Here is an 18,548-nt window from a genome sequence, read left to right as displayed (position 1 = left end):
GACACCCCCGACCCCGCCGACGGCCGCATCGAGCGCGAGCCCGACGGCACCCCGAGCGGCACCCTCCAGGAAGGCGCCACCGCCCTGGTCGCCCGGCTGCTGCCGCCCGCGACCGCCGCCGACCGGCTGGACGGGCTGATGCGCGCCCAGCGGCTGCTGCACTCGCTCGGCATCACCGGCTGGCAGGACGCGCTGCTCGGCGAGTTCAACGGCCAGCCGGACCCGTCCGACGCCTACCTGACCGCCGCCCGCTCCGGCGCGCTGACCGCCCGGGTGACCGGCGCGCTCTGGTGGGAGCGCGACCGGGGCGCCGAGCAGATCCCCGAACTCGTGCGGCGGCGCGAGGAGTTGAGCCACGGGCGGTTCCGGGCCGGCTCGGTGAAGATCATGCAGGACGGCATCGCGGAGAACTTCACCGCCGCGATGACCAGCCCGTACCTGGACGGCTGCGGCTGCGCCACCGCCAACTCCGGCCTCAGCTTCGTCGATCCGGCGGCGCTGCGCGGGTACGTCACCGAACTGGACGCGCTCGACTTCCAGGTGCACTTCCACGCGCTCGGCGACCGGGCCGTGCGCGAGGCGCTGGACGCCGTCGAGGCCGCCCGCACCGCCAACGGGCGGCGCGCCACCCGGCACCACCTCGCCCACCTCCAGGTGGTCCACCCGGACGACCTCCCGCGCTTCGCCCGGCTCGGCGCCGTCGCCAACATCCAGCCGCTCTGGGCCGCGCACGAGCCGCAGATGGACGAGCTGACCATCCCCTTCCTCGGGCCGGAGCGGGCCGCCTGGCAGTACCCGTTTGGCGCCCTCCAGCGGGCCGGCGCCACCCTGGCGGCCGGCAGCGACTGGCCGGTGAGCAGCCCGAGCCCGCTGGAGGGGCTGCACGTGGCGGTCAACCGGATGGAGCCGGAGGCCACCGACGGGCGGGTCTTCCTGCCCGAGCAGCGGCTCGACCTGGGCTCGGCCATCGCCGCGTACACGGCCGGCACCGCCTACCTGAACGGGCACGACGACGCCGGGGTGCTGGCGGCCGGACGGCTCGCGGACCTGGTGGTGCTCGACCGGGACATCCTCACCGGGCCGCCGGAGGAGATCGCGCAGGCCCGGGTGCTGCGGACGTACGTCGGCGGGGAGCTGGTGCACGCGACGGACTGACCGGGGAACGGACGGGCGGCCGTCGGTGGTGAGCGCACGGGGGCTCACCACCGACGGCGTTCGCGTTCCCGGGCGGGGTGGTGCGGTGCTGCGTGGAGCGGCGGGCCGTGACCCCCGGTGGCCCCGCCGGCCTCAGCCGCCGGCCGCCCGCAGTCGGGCCTCGGCCGCCTCCAGCAGCAGGTCGAGGGCGTACGGGTACCCGCTGCGGGGCATGTCGGCGGTGAGCAGGTGGGCGGTGGCCGCGATGTGCGGGTGGTCGGCGGCGTCGAGCCGGGCGTAGGAGGCCTGCCAGACCTGGAGGTCGGCGCTCTGGGCGGCGCTCGGGAGGGCGAGCGTGGCGGCGTCCAGGGCGGCGAAGCCGAGGCTCTGGTCGACGAAGGCGTGGTAGATCCGGACGGCCTCCGGGTCCGGGAAGCCCGCGGTGCGCAGGATGCCGAGGACCGTCTCGACGGCGGCGATCTCGTGGGTGCGGCCGGTGGTGCGGTGGGCGGCGAGGATGGCGGCCTGCGGGTGGGCCTGGTAGCTGGCGTGGATGCGCAGGCCGATGGCGCGCAGGTCGGCGCGCCAGTCGCCGGTGGGCTGCCAGCCGTGCTGGGCGCGGCCGATGAGTTCGTCGGCGACGGCGATCAGCAGGTCGTCGGTGCTGTGGAAGTAGCGGTAGACCGCGCTCGGGTCGGCACCGAGCGCGGCGCCGAGCCGTCGCACCGTGAGTGCCTCGGCGCCGTGCCGGCCGATCAGCCGGATCGCGGTGTCGACGATCAGCTCGGCGGACAGCACCACGCCCTGCTTGGTGGGACGGCGCCGGCGTCGCTGCGGTTCGGGGACTACGCGGTCGGTCATGCGCAGAGGCTATGTCAATGCCGCTGACGTAGGCCAGGGGGCGGACGCCTCCACGGGCATCTCCCGCCCCCCGCCCGTGCCCCCGGCCGTCGGCCGGACTCAGCCCCCGTTGCGGGCCGGGGCCCAGGAGGTGCCGTTGTGGAAGTAGTTCGGCGCGCCCTGCATGCCCACGGTGCGGAACGGCTGCTGGTCGCCGAGGTCCACCCGCATCGTGCCCTTGCGGCCGTCCTTGGCGGTCCACACCAGTTCGAGGAACCAGCTGACGTCCTGGGAGCGGGTGGAGGCGTCCACGTCGATGACCTGCGGGTCGGTGGCCGAGATCCGGTACGGGAAGTCCTTCGTACCGGTCTTCCGTTCGCCCTCCCGGCCGGGGACGGCGACGAGGCGCGGCGTGGCCGCGTCGAGGTCGACCGCGAAGGACGCCGGTTCGAGCCCGCCGCCGCAGCCGGACCCGGGCGTGTAGGCGTTCCACTTGGGGGCGGGCCGGGTGCTGACCACCTGCACGGACATGGTGTTCAGCACGACGGTGTCCGAGCTGTCGCCCAGGGCGGTCAGTTCGATGCGCAGGTGCCCGGCCGGGACCAGCCGCTGGGAGGCGGCCCAGCTGTCGATCCGGCCGGAGGACGACGGGGGCGGGGTCACCTGGGCGGGGGAGCGGGCGGAGAGGAACCACTGGTCGCAGGGGCTGCCCCAGTTGTTGTTGAGGACGCTGACGTGGAAGGGCGCGGGGGGTTCGTCGGGTGTCGCCGAGGCGCTCGCGGACGGGGTGTCCGCGGTGGCGGAGCCCGCGGGGGCCGGTGGCGCCGGGGCACCGGTGGGTGCGGTGCCGTCCGCCGCCGCGGTGGAGGCGACGGACGGTGCGGCGGTGGAGGCGACGGACGGGGCGACGGACGGGGCGGCGGGCGAGGAGGCGGACGCGTTCGGGGTGCCGCCGGTGCCGTCGGCGCCGCCGGTGTCGCGCAGGAGGAAGCCGGAGACCACGGCGGCCAGCGCGACCACGGCGGTCGCGCTCAGCAGCACCCGGGTGCGGGCGAGGCGGCGCGGTCCGGCGGGCGGGGACGCGGGGTGGGTGATCGTCACTTCCTGCTCCTCCTCCTCCTCCTCCGGCGCGGCGGCGGACCGCGGGTCGGGTGTGGCTGCCGGCCGGTGCTGCGGTTCCGGCTCCGGTTGCGGCTCCGGCTCGGGTTGCGGCTGCGGTGCGGTCGCCGCTGCGGTGGCGGTCGGGGTGCCGGCGGAGGAGGTCTCCCGGCGGCGGGCCGCGTCGGCCAGGATCCAGCGGCGGTGCAGTTCGACCAGTTCCTCGGTGCCGGCTCCGCAGACCCGGGCCAGCCGTTCCACCGGCGCGTACTCGGTCGGTACGGCGGCGCCGTTGCAGTAGCGGTGCAGGGTGGAGGTGCTGACGTGCAGCCGGGTGGCCAGGGCCCCGTAGCTGCGGCCCGAACGCTCCTTGAGTTCGCGCAGCATCGCCGCGAACTCCTCGGTCTCCACACTCATCTGCTGCCCTTCCCCCACCCCGGCCTGGCCCGGGATGCCGTCGATGTGCGGATCACCGTACCGGCAGGCCCGAGCGGGGCTCTGAGCAGGGGAGTCGTGCGAGGCGGCAGGTCAGCTGCGGCCGGCCGTCTCCGTGGAGGCGGCCGCGTCGGCGACGCTCTCCCGGTACAGGCCGAGCTTCGGCTGCTTGCCGACCTTCGCGCCGGCGCCGAGCGGGAAGTTGCGGGTGTCGGCGTTGGGCATCTGGTCGTCGGGCAGGACGTTCAGCTCGTCCACGTCGGCCACGGCGCCGCTGCCGGGGTTGAGGTCGACCACCGCATAGGTGCTCTTGCCGGGAGCCAGTGCGTGGGCGGGCGGGCCGCCCAGCCCGCCCGGAACCAGCGGGGTGAGGTCGTTGCCGTGGTTGGGGGCCTTCGAGCTGCCGAGGCTGATGAGCGGGTAGTAGCTCAGGCCGCAGTAGGTGGTGCCCTGGTTGTGCACCTCGATCACCCGCTGGTTGGGAGCCTCGGCCCGGGTGGTCACCTTGACCGTCAGCTTGTCGGCCTTGCAGGGGTGGGTGTAGGCGTAGGCCTCATCGCCACCGGCCGCGCTCCCGCCGCCCGTGGCGGGGGCCGCGGGGCTCTTGGGGCGGGCGGAGCTGCCGCCGGCGGGTGCGGCGGCGGAGGGGCTCCCGGGGGCCGGGGCGGGAGCGCCGGCGGTCGGCTGGGCGGCGGGCGCGGCGGACTGGGTGGGCTTCGCGGGCTGGGCGGCGTCGCCGTTGTCGGGCCCACAGGCGGTCAGGGTGAGGGCGGCGCCCAGGGCGAGGGCGGCGGGCACGAACAGGGCGCGGCGAGCGGACACGGCACGGCGAGCGGACATGGAGGTTCCCCCGTAACGGTTGCGGATGAAGGAGTGGACCGGGCGGCGGGCCATCGGCGCCGACCGCTGAGCAGCACTCTGGTCCGCCGCCGGGCCGGTCCGCCAGGCTTCCCGGCCAAGCCGGGACGCTGGAACGGTTCCACCCCCTCTGACCTGCGGTTTCACACCTGCCTGGAACGGTCTTGCGGAACGCTCCGGGGCCCTGTTCGCCGCTTCGCCGCTCCTCCCGTCCGGGGCTCCGGCCGCTGCGGGCCGGGTGCCTGTCCACCGCCGAGGTGCGCCGACCACGCCCGGTGCACCTCGGTACGATCCCTCTATGGGTGGTGCGCGGGAAGAGGCCTGGGACGCCGAGGTGGCGGAGCGGGCGGTGGCGGTGCTGAAGGCAGTGGCGGACCCGTCGCGGTACCGGCTGCTGTGGGCGCTGAGCCGTCGGGAGCTGCCGGTGAGCGAGCTGGCCGAGCTGCTGGGGGCGCACGTGGCGTCGACCTCGCAGCACCTGGCGAAGCTGCGGGCGGCCGGGCTGGTGGTGGCGCGGCGGGAGGGGACGCGGATCTTCTACCGGGCCACCGAGGTGAGCGGGCTGCTCACCGAGGCCGCCCTGATCGCCCACGACCTGCCCGCGCGCCGCGACGGCGGCGACGACGGCGGTGCCGCCGCGGCCGGTGCGACCGCGCCGCAGCCCTTCGCCCGCGCGGCCCGGGCGGTGCGCCGCCGCCCGGCGACAGGCTGAGTCCTCAGCGGCCCGGGGACTCCGTCCGGTACTCCTGCCGGTCGGCGTCGTACACGAAGAGCCCGGCGTAGCGGCCCCAGTCGGTCGCGGTCTCCAGCTGCCGGTCGGTCTGTTCGACGGTGTAGTGGCGGCCGAGCAGGTCGCGCAGGAAGCCGGTGCGGACGGTGGCGCCGGGCCGGCCGCCGAGGCTGTTGGCGATCAGCTTGATCAGCGGGACCTCCAGGGCCGCGGCGGCGAAGACGGCGCGGGAGTCCTGGGCGTCGGCCCCGGTGTAGGCGGCGCCGGCCTCGGTGAGCAGCAGGTCGTCGCCGTGGACCTCGGCGAAGCCGAGCAGGTCGAGGGCGTCGACCTGGGGGAGCAGGTCGTCGATGTCCAGGCCGAGTTCGTCGGCGAGGCCGGCCAGGTCGCAGCTCCCGCCCCGGTGGGCGATCGTCTCGGCGAGACCGGAGAGGCCGTCGACGCCGGCGGGGGGCAGCGGGGTGCCGGCGACGGTGCGGCGGTCGGGGTCGGTGCGGCCGGGTGGGCGGGTGTCCTTGGGCCGGCCGGTCATGATCCGGTACACCCGGTCCACCAGCTCGTCGAAGGAGGCCGAGTCGCGGTCGCGCGGCCGCTCCAGGGCGACCTCGACGGTCTCCCGGATGGTTCCGTACGGGCGGGCGCCGAGGACCACGATGCGGTCGGCCATCAGCACCGCCTCCTCGATGTTGTGGGTGACCAGGACGACGGCCCGGGTGGGGAACTGGCCGGAGTCCCACAGCTCCATCAGCTCGCCGCGCAGGTTCTCGGCGGTGAGCACGTCGAGCGCGGAGAACGGCTCGTCCATCATCAGCACGTCCGGTTCGACGACCAGCGCCCGGGCGAAGCCGACCCGCTGGCGCATGCCGCCGGAGAGCTCCTTGGGGTAGGCGGACTCGAAGCCGGCCAGGCCGATCAGGTCGATGGCCTGGGCGGCGGCCCGGGCGCGCTCCAGGGGTGGCACCCCGCGGGCCTCCAGACCGAGCTCGACGTTCTGCCGGACGGTCAGCCAGGGCAGCAGCGCGAAGGTCTGGAAGACCAGCGCGGTGCCGGGGTTGGCGCCGGCGAGCGGGGTGCCGCGGTAGCGGACGGTGCCGGAGCTGGGCGGGATGAGGCCGGCCAGACAGCGCAGCAGGGTGGACTTGCCGGAGCCCGAGCGTCCGAGCAGGGCCACGATCTCCCCGGCCCGCACGGTGAGGTCGATGCCGGAGAGCACCGGCAGTTCGCCGGCGGCCCCGGCGTAGGCCTTGGTCAGGCCGACGGTCTCCAGCAGCACCTCGTCGTCCGGTTCGGGAACGGGAAGGGGACCGGGGACGGGCTCGGCGGCGCGGGAACGGAACGGGAAGCGCATCGGCGGACTCCGGACTACAGCGAGTAGCGGCGCTCGGCCAGCCGGTACAGCCGGCGCCAGAGCAGGCGGTTGAGGGCGACGACGTACAGGGTCATCACCGCGACCCCGGCGAGCAGGTGCGGGTGGTCGCCGTGCTCGGCGGCGCGGGCGATGTACGCGCCGAGGCCGGTCGCGGTCAGGGTGGTGCTGCCGAAGGTGACCACCTCGGCGACGATGGAGGCGTTCCAGGCGCCGCCGGAGGCGGTGATGCCGCCGGTGACGTACGACGGGAAGATCCCGGGGATGACCAGCCGCCGCCAGCGCTGGAGGCCGCGCACCCCGAGGTCGTCCATGGCCTCGCGCAGGTCGGCGGGGACGGCCATGGCGCCGGCGATGGCGTTGAACAGGATGTACCACTGGGAGCCGAGGGCCATCAGCAGGATGCCGCCGAGGTCGATCGACACCCCGGTGCGCAGCAGCAGCCAGACCGCGAACGGGAAGAGGAAGTTGGCGGGGAAGCCGGCCAGCACCTGGACGACGGGCTGGGCGATCCTGGTGAGCCGGGGCGAGAAGCCGATCTTCACGCCGATCGGCACCCAGACCACGGTGGCCACCGCGACCAGCACGACCACCCGGGCGAGGGTGGCGAGACCGAGCAGCAGCGGCTCGCCGAAGACGCCGAGGCCGGTGCGGTCGGCGAGGTAGCCGCCGAGGTCGACGACGCCCCACAGCACGATGCCGCCCGCGACGAGGGCGAAGGCCACGTCCCCGGCCCGCCGCCGGCCCGGGTCGACGGCCGGTGGGCGGTCGGCGGTGCCGAACACCCGCCCGGCCCGGTTCAGGGCCCGTCCGGCGGGGCGCAGCGCCCCGCCGAGCGCGGCGGGCAGGCGGGAGCGGCGCAGCAGGTCCAGCACGATCGAGCGCTGCACCTCGGTGGCCTCGGACTGCTCGTTCTTGAACCGTTCGGCCCAGGCGGTGAGCGGCCGCCAGAACAGGAAGTTGACGCCGACCACCAGCACCACCATGGTGGCGATCGCCCAGCCGACCCGGCCGAGGTCCCCGGCGGCGATGGCCGCGCCCGCGTACGAGCCGACCCCGGGCAGCGCGTACCGCTGGTTGTCGACGCTGATCGCCTCCGAGGCGACCAGGAAGAACCAGCCGCCGCCGAAGCCGAGCATGCCGTTCCAGACCAGGCCGATCATGCCCGAGGGCAGTTCGACCTTCCAGAACCGCGTCCACCGGTTGAAGCCGAACGAGCGGGACAGCTCGTCGAGTTCACGCGGCAGCGAGACCAGCGCCTGGTAGAGGGCGAAGGTCATGTTCCACGCCTGGGAGGTGAAGATGGCGAACACGGCGGCGCATTCGAGGCCGAGCATCGAGCCGGGGAAGAGGGCGAGGAAGCCGGAGACCGCGACGCTCAGGAAGGCGAGCACCGGCACCGACTGGAGGATGTCCAGCGCCGGGATCAGCACCCGCTCCAGCCGGCGGCTGCGGGCGGCGGCGTAGGCGTAGCAGAAGGTGAAGACGACCGAGACGGCGAGCGCGGCGAACATCCGCAGCAGCGAGCGCACCGCGTCGTACGGCAGCCGGGCCGGGTCGGTGTCGACGGCCGCGTTCGGGGCGGTGGAGAACCGGACGGTGCCGCCCTGGCCGAGGCGCAGCGCGAGGTGGAGCAGCACCAGGACGGCGGCCGCGACGACGAGGTCCACCCACAGCCGCCCGCCGAGGCGGCTCGCCGTCCGGGTGGGCAGCGGGCCCCGGGACAGGCCCGGGGCGGACTTCAGCAGGGTCATGGCGGTACCTCCGGCGCAAACCCGGGCAGTCTGCTCCCTCGGTACGTCCGTGTGCAAACCCGTACCGCCCCGGGGCCGCTGCCCCGGGCCTACCGGGCGGGAGCGGATCCGGTGCGCCGCCGGGCCGCGGCGCCCGCCCGCTGCCGGCTGGTGGCCAGCAGTACGGCGAGCAGCAGCCCGGCGAGCGAGGCGCCGATGAGTGCGCCGCACAGGAAGTGCCGCAGCGGGCCTTGCGCGAGGCCGACGGCGAGGCCTTCGGCGGTGATCAGCAGCAGGACGCCGCACAGCGCGGTCCCTCTGCCGGTCCGGGGGAACAGGACGGGTCGGGTCATCGCGGGTCCTCCTTCGGGTGGTCGTCGTGCTTTCTCGGGCGGGGGTCAGGCGGTGCGGGCCAGCCGGGGGTCGTACTTGTAGCCGATCTGCCGGACGGTGGCGATCGCCTCCCGGTGCCCGGGCCCGAGCTTGCGCCGGATCCGGGCGATGTGGGTGGCGACGGTGCGGGAGTCGCCGGAGTCCGGGCGGCCCCAGACGGTCTGCATCAGCTGGCGCCGGGAGTGCACCCGCAGGGGGTTGCCGACCAGGTGTGCGAGCAGCTCGAACTCCAGGTACGGCATGGTGAGGTGACGGCCCTCGACGGTGACGGTGCGCTGCTCGGTGTCCACCACCAGGCCGGGCGCGGGAGCGGGCCGCGGGGCCGGGCGCCGGCCCGGGGCGGGGTGGTCCGAGTAGAGGGCGTCGAGCCTGGGGTAGCGCAGGGCCATGGCGGAGGGGCTCCTTCGGGGTCTGGGCGGGCGGACGGGGGCGGGCGGACGCGGGCGGGCGGGGCAGCGCGGGCCGCTCAGCGGCCGGGGTGCCAGGTGGCTTCCAGCCGGGTGGTCCCGGCCGGGGTGGCGACGGTCCGCCAGCGGGCCCGCAGCCCGCCGGCGCCCGCGCCCGCCGGGCCGTTGCCCGCGCCCGCCGGGCCGGCGGCCGGAGCCGGGGCGGCCCGGAGGACGCTGCTGTCCAGCGGGCTCGCCGCCAGGCGTCGGCCCACGGCGGCGAGGACGGAGCGCAGTCGGCCCCGGTCGGTGGACGGACGGGCGGGCCGGAAAGCGGCGACGACGGTCATGGCAGGTCACCTCCGTGACAGGACAGTGGACGGGGAATGCGCGAGCCGGTCGGCTCAGTGGCTCAGCGCGGTCTGGACGATCTTGACGACGACCATGGCCATCGCGAGCAACAGGTAGGCGCGCAGGGCGCCCATGCCGACCTTGCGGGCGGTGGACATCACCGGCTTGTCGAGGGTCTCCAACGGGGGCATCCGCCAGCTCTCCCGGCCGGTGCGGTCGACCTGGTCCTCCTTGGTGCCGCGGCGGCCGAAGGTGAAGGAGTACCCGGCGACGAGGACGCCGGCGATGCCGCAGCCGGCCATGATCCACAGGATCGCCCCGGAGCTGATGTCCGGCCAGACCACGGCGGCGGTGAGGATCAGCGAGAGCATCACCAGCACACCGACCACCACCGAGGTGAAGGCGTTGGTCCTGGGGCCGTTCACCCAGGGGCCGAGCACGGCCTTGTCGTTGCAGAGCAGCAGCAGGAAGACCGTCGCGGAGGGCAGCAGCACCCCGGCCAGCACCTGGACGAACTGGGTCATCAGGCCCTGGGTGTAGTCGGTGGACAGCAGGGTGATCGCCGCCGCCGTGACCACCAGGCCGGCGTAGATCCCGTAGAAGCCCTTGGCGCCCTTGACCCCGCGGTGCAGCGAGTGCTTGATGCCGAACACGTCGCCGATCGCGTACGCGGTGGACAGGGACACCGCGAAGGCGCCGATGATCGAGGCGTCCAGCAGCGCGATGGCGAACAGCACGCCGGCGAGGTGGCCGGCCTTGTCCTCGATGCCCCGGGCGACGGCGGCCGCGTCGGAGAACTGGCCGAAGCCGTCGGTGCCCGCGAAGGAGGCGGCGGTGAAGCCCATCATCGCGGCGGCGCCGACGATCACGATCACGATGCCGATCCACAGGTCGGCCTTCTCGTACTTCATGAAGCGCGGGGTGATCCGCTTGTCGATGACGTAGGACTGCTGGAAGAACAGCTGCCACGGGGCGACGGTGGTGCCGACGATGGAGATGATCACCAGCATCACGGCCGCGAGTTGGCCGGACCCGCCCGGCATGCTCGGGACGACGAAGTCGTGCGCCATCTGCGAGGTCTTCGGGTGGACCATGAAGTAGATCGGCACCAGCAGCAGGGAGCCCATGCACAGCGTGACGGCGACCCGCTCGAAGCGCTGGAAGGAGCCGGTGAAGGCCGAGGCGATGATGATCCCGGCCGCCAGCACCACCGAGGCCACCTTCGGCAGGCCCAGGTACCCGGCCGCGAGCGTGACCCCGATGAACTCGGTGACCAGCGTCAGCGCGTTCAGCAGGAACAGGTCGATGACGCTGAACGCGCCCCAGAACCTGCCGAAGCGCTCCAGGATCAGCCGGGCGTGCCCGACGCCGGTGACGGCGCCCAGGCGCAGCACCATCTCCTGGTTGACGTAGAGCACCGGGACCAGCATCAGCAGCGTCCACAGCAGCTGGGTGCCGTAGTTCTGGCCGGCCTGCCCGTAGGTGGAGAAGGCGCCGGCGTCGTTGTCGCCGACCATCACGATCAGGCCGGGGCCGACGATCGCGAGCAGGGTCCTGAGCCGCGCCGACAGGCCCTGGCGGGGCGTGTCGTCGTCGAGCCGGATGGTGCCGAGCGCGCCCTTGATGTCGCCGAGGTGCGCGTCGTCCAGGACGGCCGAACGCGGCTCGGGGACCGTGGAGTCGAGAGTGGCGTGGGTGGTCATGGGGTTCCTCCCTGGGCCCCGGACGGGCGGGGCGGGTCGGAGGCAGGCGGCAGCGTTCCCTGCAGGCGGGCACGGCGCATCGGCGCGCGGCGGCGCGGCCCGTACGGGTGGCGTGCGGGCACGGCGAAGCCGCGTGCGGAAGTGACATGTCGTCGTGGCTGACGGATCGTCAGGACGTCGTGCAGGGAAAGGTGTTACCGCATGCCGGAGGTGTACGAGGGCAAGCGGGGGCAGGGGCAACTGTGGCCCGGACTACTGCAATCCATGTCTCTCGCCTCCTCCCGGCCGGCGCACCCCGTGGTGCGTGTCGTCGACGCGGCAAGGAGTTCACCGGCCCGCGCGACGCGACCGCCGGTTCACCCCAACTCGTCAGAGCTTAGCCCCGCCTGAGGGCCATACTTGCGCACTTGGTAGAACCTTTACCTTTGGGCGCGCGGACGAAGGGCAGGTGCGGCGAGCGGTCACGCGCCCGGCAGGCTGCCGAGGACGGCGGCCACCTCGGTGCGCCGGGCGACCTCCAGCAGTGCGCGGGCCATCACCGAGCCGGGCTCCCGGGCGGCGATCACCAGCCCGATCGGCGCGCTGTGCGCCGGCTCGGCCAGCGGGACGGCCTGCATCCCGTGCGGCACGCCGAACACGTGCAGCCAGGCGTACGGCACGATGCTCGCCCAGTGCCCGGTGCGGACGTGGGCGAAGAGCGAGGCCACCGAGTCCGTCTCGACCCGGGGCGTCGGCTCCAGCCCGAGGCCCGCGAACACCTCGTCCAGCACCCGGCGGCCCTGCATGCCCGGATGCAGCAGGCACAGCGGCAGCCGGGAGGCCTCCTCCCAGGTCGCCCGTGGGTGCCGGGCCAGCTCGTCGGCCGGGCCGGTCAGCAGGACGTACCGCTCCTCGTAGAGCGGGAGCGTGCGCAGGTCGTCGGTGCCCGGCCCGGACAGGTAGGTGATGCCTGCGTCGATCTCGAAGTTCCTTACCTGGCGCAGGAGTTCATCGGAGCGCAGGTCGGTGGACAGCTCCACGGCGGCCAGCGGGTGCGCGGCGCAGAACGGCCCGGTGAGCAGCGAGACGGCACCCGAGGCGGTCGGCACCGAGCCGATCCGCAGCCGTCCGCTCAGGCCGGTGCGCAGCGCGTCCACCTCGTCCCGCAGGGCGTCCCGGTCGGCCAGGATGCGCTGCGCCCACAGCACGATCCGCTCGCCCTCGGGGGTCAGGCCCTCGTAGGTGCGGCTGCGCCGCACCAGCAGCACCCCGAGTTCGTCCTCCAGCTTGCGCAGGGCCTCGGAGAGGGCGGGCTGGGAGACGTGGCAGGCCTGGGCGGCGCGGGCGAAGTGGCGCTCGCGGGCGAGCGCGACGAGGTACTCGAGCTGGCGGAAGAGCATCTACTCGACCCTGGTGGTGTCGATGCGGTCGGTGCGGGTGTAGACGTTCATCGAGTCGCCGCGCAGGAAGCCGACCAGGGTCAGCCCGCTCTCCTCGGCGAGGTCCACGGCCAGCGAGGACGGCGCGGAGACCGCCGCGAGCACCGGGACGCCCGCCATCACGGCCTTCTGCACCAGCTCGAAGGAGGCCCGGCCGCTGACCATCAGCACCGTGCCGCGGGCCGGCAGCAGGCCCTCGCGCAGGGCGTGGCCGACCACCTTGTCCACGGCGTTGTGCCGGCCCACGTCCTCGCGCAGGCACAGCAGCCGCCCGTCGGCGTCGAACAGCCCGGCCGCGTGCAGGCCGCCGGTGCTGTCGAAGACCTTCTGGGCGGCGCGCAGCCGCTCGGGCAGCGCGGAGAGCAGCCCGGGGGTGACGCGCAGCCCGTCCTCGGCGACGCTCCACGGCGCGGTGGTGCGCACCGCGTCCAGGCTGGCCTTGCCGCACAGGCCGCAGGAGGAGGTGGTGTAGAAGTTGCGCTCCAGCGAGGCGTCGGGGGCGGGCACACCGGGGGCGAGCAGGACGTCCACCACGTTGTAGGTGTTGCCGCCGTCGGCGGTGGCGCCGGCGCAGTAGCGGATGCCGGCCACCTGCTCGGCGGCGTGCACCACGCCCTCGCCGACCAGGAAGCCGGCCGCCAGGTCGAAGTCGCTGCCGGGGGTGCGCATGGTCACCGTCAGCGGGCGCCCGCCGACCCGGATCTCCATCGGCTCCTCGGCGGCCAGGGTGTCGGGCCGGTACGAGGGCGCGCCCTGGCGCAGGCGCAGCACTCTGCGGGGTACGGTCACTCGGCCCATGGTCGTCGGCTCCTCGGTGGTGTCGGCCCGACGCTCAGTGGTGTCGGTCCGGTCCTGGACGGTGTCGGTCCGATCCGTGCGGACTCTGTGGATGCATCCTCGCGCGTCGGGTGGTCCGGGTGTGCCGGGGGGTGGTCCGGCCCGGGCAGGTGGCGGCGGCTGTGCGTGGCGGTGACCGCCAGGCAGAGCAGGCCGACGGCCGCCATGCCTGCCAGCAGCGCCGGGTAGGAGGCGTGGCCGGCGGTGCCGGCGAGCAGCAGCGGGGTGAGGAAGCCGCTGGAGGTGGTGCTCTGGTAGAGGGAGGCGGAGGTCGGCCCGGAGGACCGCGGGGTCAGCCGCTCCACCTCGTGCAGCCCCGCGCCGAGCGTCAGCCCGTACCCGGTGCCGAGGACGACGGCGGCGGCCACCACCAGGCCCACCGAGTCGCGGTCGGCGGCGAGGGCGCCGAGCAGCAGCCCGGCGATCACGGTGGCCATCGCGGTGAGGGTGGCCCGGGCGCTGTCCGCGTCGTCCAGCCGGGCGGCGAAGGGCTGGGCGATCACGCCCGTGGCCAGGGTCAGTGCCGCGACCAGGCCGCTGAACAGCGGCGCGTAGCCGGGCACCCGGTCGGCGACCAGTGGCGGCAGCACCACGTACGCCACGGTGGCGGCGCCGAGCACGGCCGGGCTGGCGGGGAGGACGACGTAGCGGAACCGGGGGTGGCGGACGGCCGCCGTGCGGCACGGTGGCGTGCCGCCCGCGGGGATGGTCTCCGGGAGCCCGCGGGTGGCCCGCAGGACCAGCAGGCAGCCCAGCGCATGGGCGAGGCCGGGCAGCACCATCGGGCCGGGCAGCCACTCGGCGATCACCCCGGAGGCCAGCGCGCCCGCCGCGAAGCCCGTACCGGTGGCGTACATCGCCCGGCGGGCTCCCTGCTCGGGTGGGACGGCGGGCCCGGAGAGCTCGCGCAGCCAGGTCGTGCCGGCCAGGAAGACCAGCCCGGCCGCGAAGCCGGTGGCCAGCCGGGCGGCGTACACGGACGGCTCGTCCGCCAGGGCCAGGACGACGCTGGCGGCGGCGGACAGGCCCAGCGCGGCGCGCACCGTCCGCCGCCGGCCGTACCGGTCGGCGGCGGGCCCGCCCAGCAGCAGGCCGGGCACCAGGCCGACCAGGTAGACCGAGAACATCGCGGCCAGCGAGAGCGCCGACCAGTCGGTGTGCGCCCGGTACACGGTGGCCAGTGCGGTGAACTGGTTGGCGCCCCAGGCGGCGACGGCGACGGCGGCTGCCGCCGGGAGCCAGCGGGCGGTGCGGGACGGGGGCATCTGCTCGCTCTGCTCGGTTTCTCTCTCGGGACTTTCCGGGCGGCTGGGAACACCCGCGAATTCGATGAATTCGGTGAACTCGGTGAATCCGGCACAGTGCGGGAAAGAGGGGCGAGGGCCACCTTCTTTCCGGGATTCCGGGCGCTTCCGCCGGGCCGCTCGTCCAGTGTGTGGCATGCCGTCGTGGCACGTCAAAGAGGCAGTCCCTGTGGCCCGATAAGTGGCGCCTATCAAGCGTGCGGCAGGTATGGCCGGCCCGTTGTCCGGCAATTGCGCCGGGAATTGCGCCGGGAATTTTGCTGCGGTGGTTCAACCCGCCTGTGGGCCGTCGCTGCCGATCGACAGCACGACCGCGCTGGCCGCGCCGGCCGGGGTCTCGTAGTTCACCGTCTCCCCGGGATGCCGCCCGAGCAGCGCCTTCCCGAGCGGGCTGTCGAAGGTCACCAGGGTGAGGTCCCGCTCCTCCGCCACCTCCGAGATCTCGACGGTCTCCTCCGTGCCGTCGTCGAACCGCACGGTCACCGTCGATCCCACCCCCACCACGCGCGCGGACGGCTCCCCGGCCACCTCGGCCTCCCGCAGCCGCGTCTCCAGCTCGGCGATCCGCCGGTCCAACCGGGTCACCTCCGACGCCCGCTGCAACTCGTCCGCCGCATCCGCCGAATCCCCCGTCGGCTCCACCCCGCGCAGCGTCGCGGCCACCTTCCCTCGCTGCTCCCGCAGCTGTGCCAATTCCTCCTGCACCGCACGCAGGCCCTCGGCACTGATCGGTTCCGGCCCACCGCTCATGGCAAGCTCCCGGGTCTCTCACGGAACACTCGAACACCGGCCGCCTCCCATTACCCCACCCCACCGGGGCCCGGGCAACTCCGTATCTGGCCTCGGCTGCGGAACTGCCGGCGCCGGGCCGGCGCATCGCGGGGAGTCTGGTCCTGGACGGTCTCCTCGGCGTCTCGGCGTCTCGGCGGGGCGGCCGGTCAGCGGGTGAGCAGCTCGCCCGGCCGAGGCTGTGACGCCTGCGCCGGGATGGCCGGCCCGAGGAAGGCGCTGGGTGTGCCGTGCCAGGACACGCGCAGGGCCTCGCGTGCGCGCGTGCACGCAACGAAGAGCAGGCTCAGCTCGCCGTTGAGGTCCTCCTGGTGCTGCTGCGGGTCGGTTTCCACCGGGGTGAGCGCGCTGCGCATGGGCACCAGGCCGTCGCTCACGCCCACCACGGCGACGCAGCGGAACTCCAGCCCCTTCATCCGGTGCATGGTGCCGATCCGCACACCGGGGGACGGCGCGTTGCCGAGCAGGTAGACCGGTGTTCCGGCCTGCTCCAGGGCCTGGGCGATGTCGCGGCCGAGTTGGACGGTCCGGGCGGCCACGCCGATGTCCTCCGGGTCGATCCCCGAGGCCGTCCACTCCTCGATGCGGGCGACGAGTGCCCGGATCTCCTCGGCCTTGTCGGCGTGACCGTGCGTCTCGGGGCGTGCCCCGTGCAGGGTCGAGTGGTAGCCGACGAGGGACTCCTCCCCGCCGTCCATGTCGTCCGGGCGCTCACCGGTGAGCAGGGACGCGGACCAGCTGAGGATCTCGTGGGTGGTCCGGTAGTTGACGCGCAGCCGGGAGGACCGCCCGACCACCTGGATCCCGAGCGAGCGCAGCGAGACCTTGTTCCCGTAGATCCGCTGGTGCGGGTCGCCGGCGAGGAAGAGGTCGTCCGGTCCGGACGCGACGACCGCGCGGAGGAACCTCCACTGCGCGGGGTGCAGGTCCTGCGCCTCGTCGATCACCACGTGCCGGAACGGGCGGTCGTCCTGTTCGTCGAGCACCCGTGCGGCCTGCGCACAGACCTGAAGGAACGTCCACTCGCCGGTCTGCCGCAGATCTTCCTCGAACGCGGCCACCGCACGCCACAGTTGGGCCTTCTTCAGCGGACCGAGAGCAGTGCCCCGGCCGGTCCGGGGTGCCTTCAGGTACTGCTCCGGGCTCTCGATCGCCTGGGCCAGGACGACCTGCCGCCACTCCTGGTCCAGGAAGACGTCGGTGAAGTCGACCCCGAGCCGGTCGGCGATCCGGCCCCAACGGGCGAGGACCGCACGCTGGTTGAAGACGATCTTCAGCGGAGCGCCGCCGCGCGAGCGGCGGAGGACCTCGTTCGCCAACGCGTCGACGGTGACCACCCGGACCTTCGCCCTGGTCCGCTCGTCCGTGACGAGCAGCGTGAGGCAGCGTTCCAGCTCCGCGGCGAGGTCCTTGGTGAAGGTGGTCAGCAGAATCGATCCGTCGGGTGCGTCCGGCGGCAACCGGCGCGCCAGGTGGTAGGCGCGGTGCAGGGCCACCACGGTCTTGCCGGTCCCGGGGCCGCCGGTGACGCGGGCGGGCCCGTTGTACGACTCCCGGTAGGCGATCCGGTACTGGGCCGGGTGCAGGAAGATCCGCCACGCGTCGAACGGGCGCTCCAGGATCTCCAGCAGCTCCTCGGGGCAGGACACCAGGGCGACCCGGCCGCGCGCGTGGGCCATCGCCGAGACCAGCCCGTCCCCGGGCTGCGCGGCGCTCACCGGAGCCGCCGCCCGCGCGTACGCCTGGACGATCTCACGGTCGATGTCGGCCGGCTCCAGTCCGCTCGCGAGGCCGATCAGGACGTCGAACTGCTGCTCCGGCAGGACCCGGTGGAGCGCTTCCAGATGGTCCTCGTCGGGCAGCAGCCGGATGATCGGCAGGATCTCCTCGTCGATGCCCAGGCTGCGCAGGACCTTGTCGGAACGGCCGGCGAAGAGCCGCCGGGGCTCGTCGGAGGCCAGGGTCCTCAGGGACTCGGTGGCGCGTTCCAGTGCGACGTCGTTGCGGATCTCGATGCCCTGGGTGGCGGTGTTGACCGAGCCCCGGTGCTTGCACGCCCAGTCGTTGGCCTTGTCGTGCGGGAGGACCTTCAGGAGCAGGTAGCTGTCGCCCTCGTCCTCCTTGAGGACCACCCCGCGCCAGAAACCGGTGATCCGGATGGTCCGGATCCGGGGATCCCGCTGGTTGGTGAGCTTCTCCAGGTGGATGCCGGTGTGCGTGGCTTCGGTGAACTTCTCGAAGGTCTCGAACACCCGCCGCTGCACGGACTTCTCCAGCGCCGCGAACTCCAGCAGGAAGTCCCGGTGCATACCCAGCGTCGCCACACGGGCCCCCTTGCGCCTCACTCGGACGGGCAGTGCGCTCACTGTACTGGCCTCGGCGATCACTCGGGCGCGCGCTACCAGCTGGAACGCCTCCTGGGGAGGGGGTCGACGGGAGGTGAGGAGGGTGTCCAGGTCGGTCTTCGCAATCTGATCCTGGATGCCCTCTTCGCGCGGGCGTAAATGCGGGCGTCAATGGCGGCGCGGCTGGTTACCCTGGCCCGCATGTCCACACTGACTCTTTCCCCACTCCGTCTCTCTCCGGACGAGATCGGTGAAGTCGTCGGCATCTACCGGAGCAATCCCGAGTACTGCCGCGCCGCCGGCGAGTACGATCCCGAGCACATTCCGGCCGATCGGGTGGAAGCCGACCTGCGCGAGGAAGTAGGCACCGAGGGCTGCGAGGTCCTGCTCGCCCGCGACGTCGACGGCCGGACCGCAGGCCTGGTCTCCCTGCTGCATCGACACCCCAAGGACGGGTATCCCTGGATCGGGCTGCTGATCGTGCACGGGGATCAGCACCGGCGAGGCGCAGGTCGGCTGCTGGTGGATCTGGTCGAGGACCGGTTCCGTCACCAAGGCCGAGATGGCATTCGCCTCGCGGTTCTGGAAAGCAACCCGACAGCCTTGGCCTTCTGGAGCTCGCTGGGCTGGCAGGAGATCGACCGCCGTCCCGATGTCCAGCACGGCCGACCCTGCATCGTCATGCACAAGCAACTGACCTGAACCTTTTGGAACAACTCGTCCAGGCGGAAGCGGGGGGGGGGGGGGGGGGGGGGGGGGGGGGGGGGGGCCCCGGGGGGGGGGGGGGGGGGGGGGGGGGGGGGGGGGGGGGGGGGGGGGGGGGGCGTG

Annotated in this window: 17 protein-coding genes; 3 read left to right on the top strand and 14 right to left on the bottom strand. The window is 73.9% G+C overall.

Annotation, left to right across the window (positions count from 1 at the left end):
- A partial coding sequence (locus ACIRRH_RS42840; protein ID WP_403078813.1) for an amidohydrolase occupies positions 1-1,155 on the top strand: 1,155 nt, incomplete at its 5' end.
- Between the two features lie 132 nt (positions 1,156-1,287).
- Here ACIRRH_RS42840 and ACIRRH_RS42835 read toward each other — a convergent pair.
- The 3 genes from ACIRRH_RS42835 to ACIRRH_RS42825 form a co-directional block, all read right to left on the bottom strand.
- Positions 1,288-1,995 carry a TetR/AcrR family transcriptional regulator gene (locus ACIRRH_RS42835; RefSeq protein ID WP_403078812.1) on the bottom strand — a complete coding sequence of 236 codons (708 nt, stop codon included), beginning with the start codon at positions 1,993-1,995 and terminating at the stop codon, positions 1,288-1,290.
- 99 nt (positions 1,996-2,094) lie between these two features.
- Positions 2,095-3,489, bottom strand: a complete 1,395-nt coding sequence (locus ACIRRH_RS42830; RefSeq protein WP_403078810.1) for a helix-turn-helix domain-containing protein — start codon at positions 3,487-3,489, stop codon at positions 2,095-2,097.
- 111 nt (positions 3,490-3,600) lie between these two features.
- Entirely contained in the window at positions 3,601-4,347 is a 747-nt protein-coding gene (locus ACIRRH_RS42825; RefSeq protein ID WP_403078808.1) for a DUF4232 domain-containing protein, read from the bottom strand.
- A gap of 316 nt (positions 4,348-4,663) precedes the next feature.
- Between ACIRRH_RS42825 and ACIRRH_RS42820 the strand changes: the two genes are divergently transcribed.
- Complete coding sequence (locus tag ACIRRH_RS42820) at positions 4,664-5,077, top strand: ArsR/SmtB family transcription factor (protein WP_403078807.1); 414 nt, start codon at positions 4,664-4,666, stop codon at positions 5,075-5,077.
- Positions 5,078-5,081: 4 nt separating this feature from the next.
- Here ACIRRH_RS42820 and ACIRRH_RS42815 read toward each other — a convergent pair whose 3' ends face one another.
- From ACIRRH_RS42815 to ACIRRH_RS42765, 11 genes are all read right to left on the bottom strand, one after another.
- Complete coding sequence (locus ACIRRH_RS42815) at positions 5,082-6,443, bottom strand: nitrate/sulfonate/bicarbonate ABC transporter ATP-binding protein (RefSeq protein ID WP_403078805.1); 1,362 nt, start codon at positions 6,441-6,443, stop codon at positions 5,082-5,084.
- Positions 6,444-6,457: 14 nt separating this feature from the next.
- Positions 6,458-8,215: an ABC transporter permease gene (locus ACIRRH_RS42810; protein WP_403078803.1), complete on the bottom strand. Its 1,758-nt coding sequence runs from the start codon at positions 8,213-8,215 to the stop codon at positions 6,458-6,460.
- Positions 8,216-8,304: 89 nt separating this feature from the next.
- Complete coding sequence (locus tag ACIRRH_RS42805) at positions 8,305-8,547, bottom strand: hypothetical protein (RefSeq protein ID WP_403078802.1); 243 nt, start codon at positions 8,545-8,547, stop codon at positions 8,305-8,307.
- 45 nt (positions 8,548-8,592) lie between these two features.
- Positions 8,593-8,976, bottom strand: coding sequence for a winged helix-turn-helix domain-containing protein (locus ACIRRH_RS42800; protein ID WP_403078800.1), 384 nt, complete (start codon positions 8,974-8,976; stop codon positions 8,593-8,595).
- A 77-nt stretch (positions 8,977-9,053) separates the two neighbouring features.
- Positions 9,054-9,323 (bottom strand): hypothetical protein, encoded by a 270-nt coding sequence (locus ACIRRH_RS42795; RefSeq protein ID WP_403078799.1) that lies wholly within the window; start codon positions 9,321-9,323, stop codon positions 9,054-9,056.
- 54 nt (positions 9,324-9,377) lie between these two features.
- Positions 9,378-11,027 carry an NRAMP family divalent metal transporter gene (locus ACIRRH_RS42790; RefSeq protein ID WP_403078798.1) on the bottom strand — a complete coding sequence of 550 codons (1,650 nt, stop codon included), beginning with the start codon at positions 11,025-11,027 and terminating at the stop codon, positions 9,378-9,380.
- 461 nt (positions 11,028-11,488) lie between these two features.
- On the bottom strand, positions 11,489-12,406 hold the full coding sequence (locus ACIRRH_RS42785; RefSeq protein ID WP_403078796.1) for a LysR family transcriptional regulator: 918 nt from the start codon (positions 12,404-12,406) through the stop codon (positions 11,489-11,491).
- Entirely contained in the window at positions 12,407-13,243 is an 837-nt protein-coding gene (gene fdhD, locus ACIRRH_RS42780; protein WP_403078794.1) for a formate dehydrogenase accessory sulfurtransferase FdhD, read from the bottom strand.
- Positions 13,231-14,547 carry an MFS transporter gene (locus ACIRRH_RS42775; RefSeq protein WP_403078793.1) on the bottom strand — a complete coding sequence of 439 codons (1,317 nt, stop codon included), beginning with the start codon at positions 14,545-14,547 and terminating at the stop codon, positions 13,231-13,233. Before ACIRRH_RS42775 ends, fdhD begins: the two co-directional genes overlap by 13 nt.
- Before the next feature lie 309 nt (positions 14,548-14,856).
- The gene (locus tag ACIRRH_RS42770) at positions 14,857-15,336 is read right to left on the bottom strand and encodes a GreA/GreB family elongation factor (RefSeq protein WP_403078791.1); all 480 of its coding nucleotides are present in this window, start codon (positions 15,334-15,336) and stop codon (positions 14,857-14,859) included.
- Positions 15,337-15,524: 188 nt separating this feature from the next.
- The gene (locus tag ACIRRH_RS42765) at positions 15,525-17,699 is read right to left on the bottom strand and encodes a UvrD-helicase domain-containing protein (protein ID WP_403078789.1); all 2,175 of its coding nucleotides are present in this window, start codon (positions 17,697-17,699) and stop codon (positions 15,525-15,527) included.
- 222 nt (positions 17,700-17,921) lie between these two features.
- Between ACIRRH_RS42765 and ACIRRH_RS42760 the strand changes: the two genes are divergently transcribed.
- A complete protein-coding gene (locus ACIRRH_RS42760) occupies positions 17,922-18,422 on the top strand; it encodes a GNAT family N-acetyltransferase (protein ID WP_403078788.1) in 501 nt (166 codons plus the stop codon).
- Positions 18,423-18,548: the final 126 nt, after the last annotated feature.

Origin of the sequence: Kitasatospora sp. NPDC101235, assembly GCF_044767505.1 — a bacterium.
Taxonomy (GTDB): domain Bacteria; phylum Actinomycetota; class Actinomycetes; order Streptomycetales; family Streptomycetaceae; genus Kitasatospora.
The sequence above is the reverse complement of the archived record's forward strand: the minus strand, read 5'-3'. Positions and strand labels throughout refer to the sequence as shown.

Coding starts and splice junctions, on each gene's coding strand:
- ACIRRH_RS42800 (WP_403078800.1), bottom strand. CDS start 8,976: ATGGCCCTGCGCTACCCCAGGCTCGACGCCCTCTACTCGGACCACCCC.
- ACIRRH_RS42815 (WP_403078805.1), bottom strand. CDS start 6,443: ATGCGCTTCCCGTTCCGTTCCCGCGCCGCCGAGCCCGTCCCCGGTCCC.
- ACIRRH_RS42760 (WP_403078788.1), top strand. CDS start 17,922: ATGTCCACACTGACTCTTTCCCCACTCCGTCTCTCTCCGGACGAGATC.
- ACIRRH_RS42820 (WP_403078807.1), top strand. CDS start 4,664: ATGGGTGGTGCGCGGGAAGAGGCCTGGGACGCCGAGGTGGCGGAGCGG.
- fdhD (WP_403078794.1), bottom strand. CDS start 13,243: ATGGGCCGAGTGACCGTACCCCGCAGAGTGCTGCGCCTGCGCCAGGGC.
- ACIRRH_RS42810 (WP_403078803.1), bottom strand. CDS start 8,215: ATGACCCTGCTGAAGTCCGCCCCGGGCCTGTCCCGGGGCCCGCTGCCC.
- ACIRRH_RS42795 (WP_403078799.1), bottom strand. CDS start 9,323: ATGACCGTCGTCGCCGCTTTCCGGCCCGCCCGTCCGTCCACCGACCGG.
- ACIRRH_RS42825 (WP_403078808.1), bottom strand. CDS start 4,347: ATGTCCGCTCGCCGTGCCGTGTCCGCTCGCCGCGCCCTGTTCGTGCCC.
- ACIRRH_RS42770 (WP_403078791.1), bottom strand. CDS start 15,336: ATGAGCGGTGGGCCGGAACCGATCAGTGCCGAGGGCCTGCGTGCGGTG.
- ACIRRH_RS42805 (WP_403078802.1), bottom strand. CDS start 8,547: ATGACCCGACCCGTCCTGTTCCCCCGGACCGGCAGAGGGACCGCGCTG.
- ACIRRH_RS42830 (WP_403078810.1), bottom strand. CDS start 3,489: ATGAGTGTGGAGACCGAGGAGTTCGCGGCGATGCTGCGCGAACTCAAG.
- ACIRRH_RS42790 (WP_403078798.1), bottom strand. CDS start 11,027: ATGACCACCCACGCCACTCTCGACTCCACGGTCCCCGAGCCGCGTTCG.
- ACIRRH_RS42775 (WP_403078793.1), bottom strand. CDS start 14,547: ATGCCCCCGTCCCGCACCGCCCGCTGGCTCCCGGCGGCAGCCGCCGTC.
- ACIRRH_RS42785 (WP_403078796.1), bottom strand. CDS start 12,406: ATGCTCTTCCGCCAGCTCGAGTACCTCGTCGCGCTCGCCCGCGAGCGC.
- ACIRRH_RS42835 (WP_403078812.1), bottom strand. CDS start 1,995: ATGACCGACCGCGTAGTCCCCGAACCGCAGCGACGCCGGCGCCGTCCC.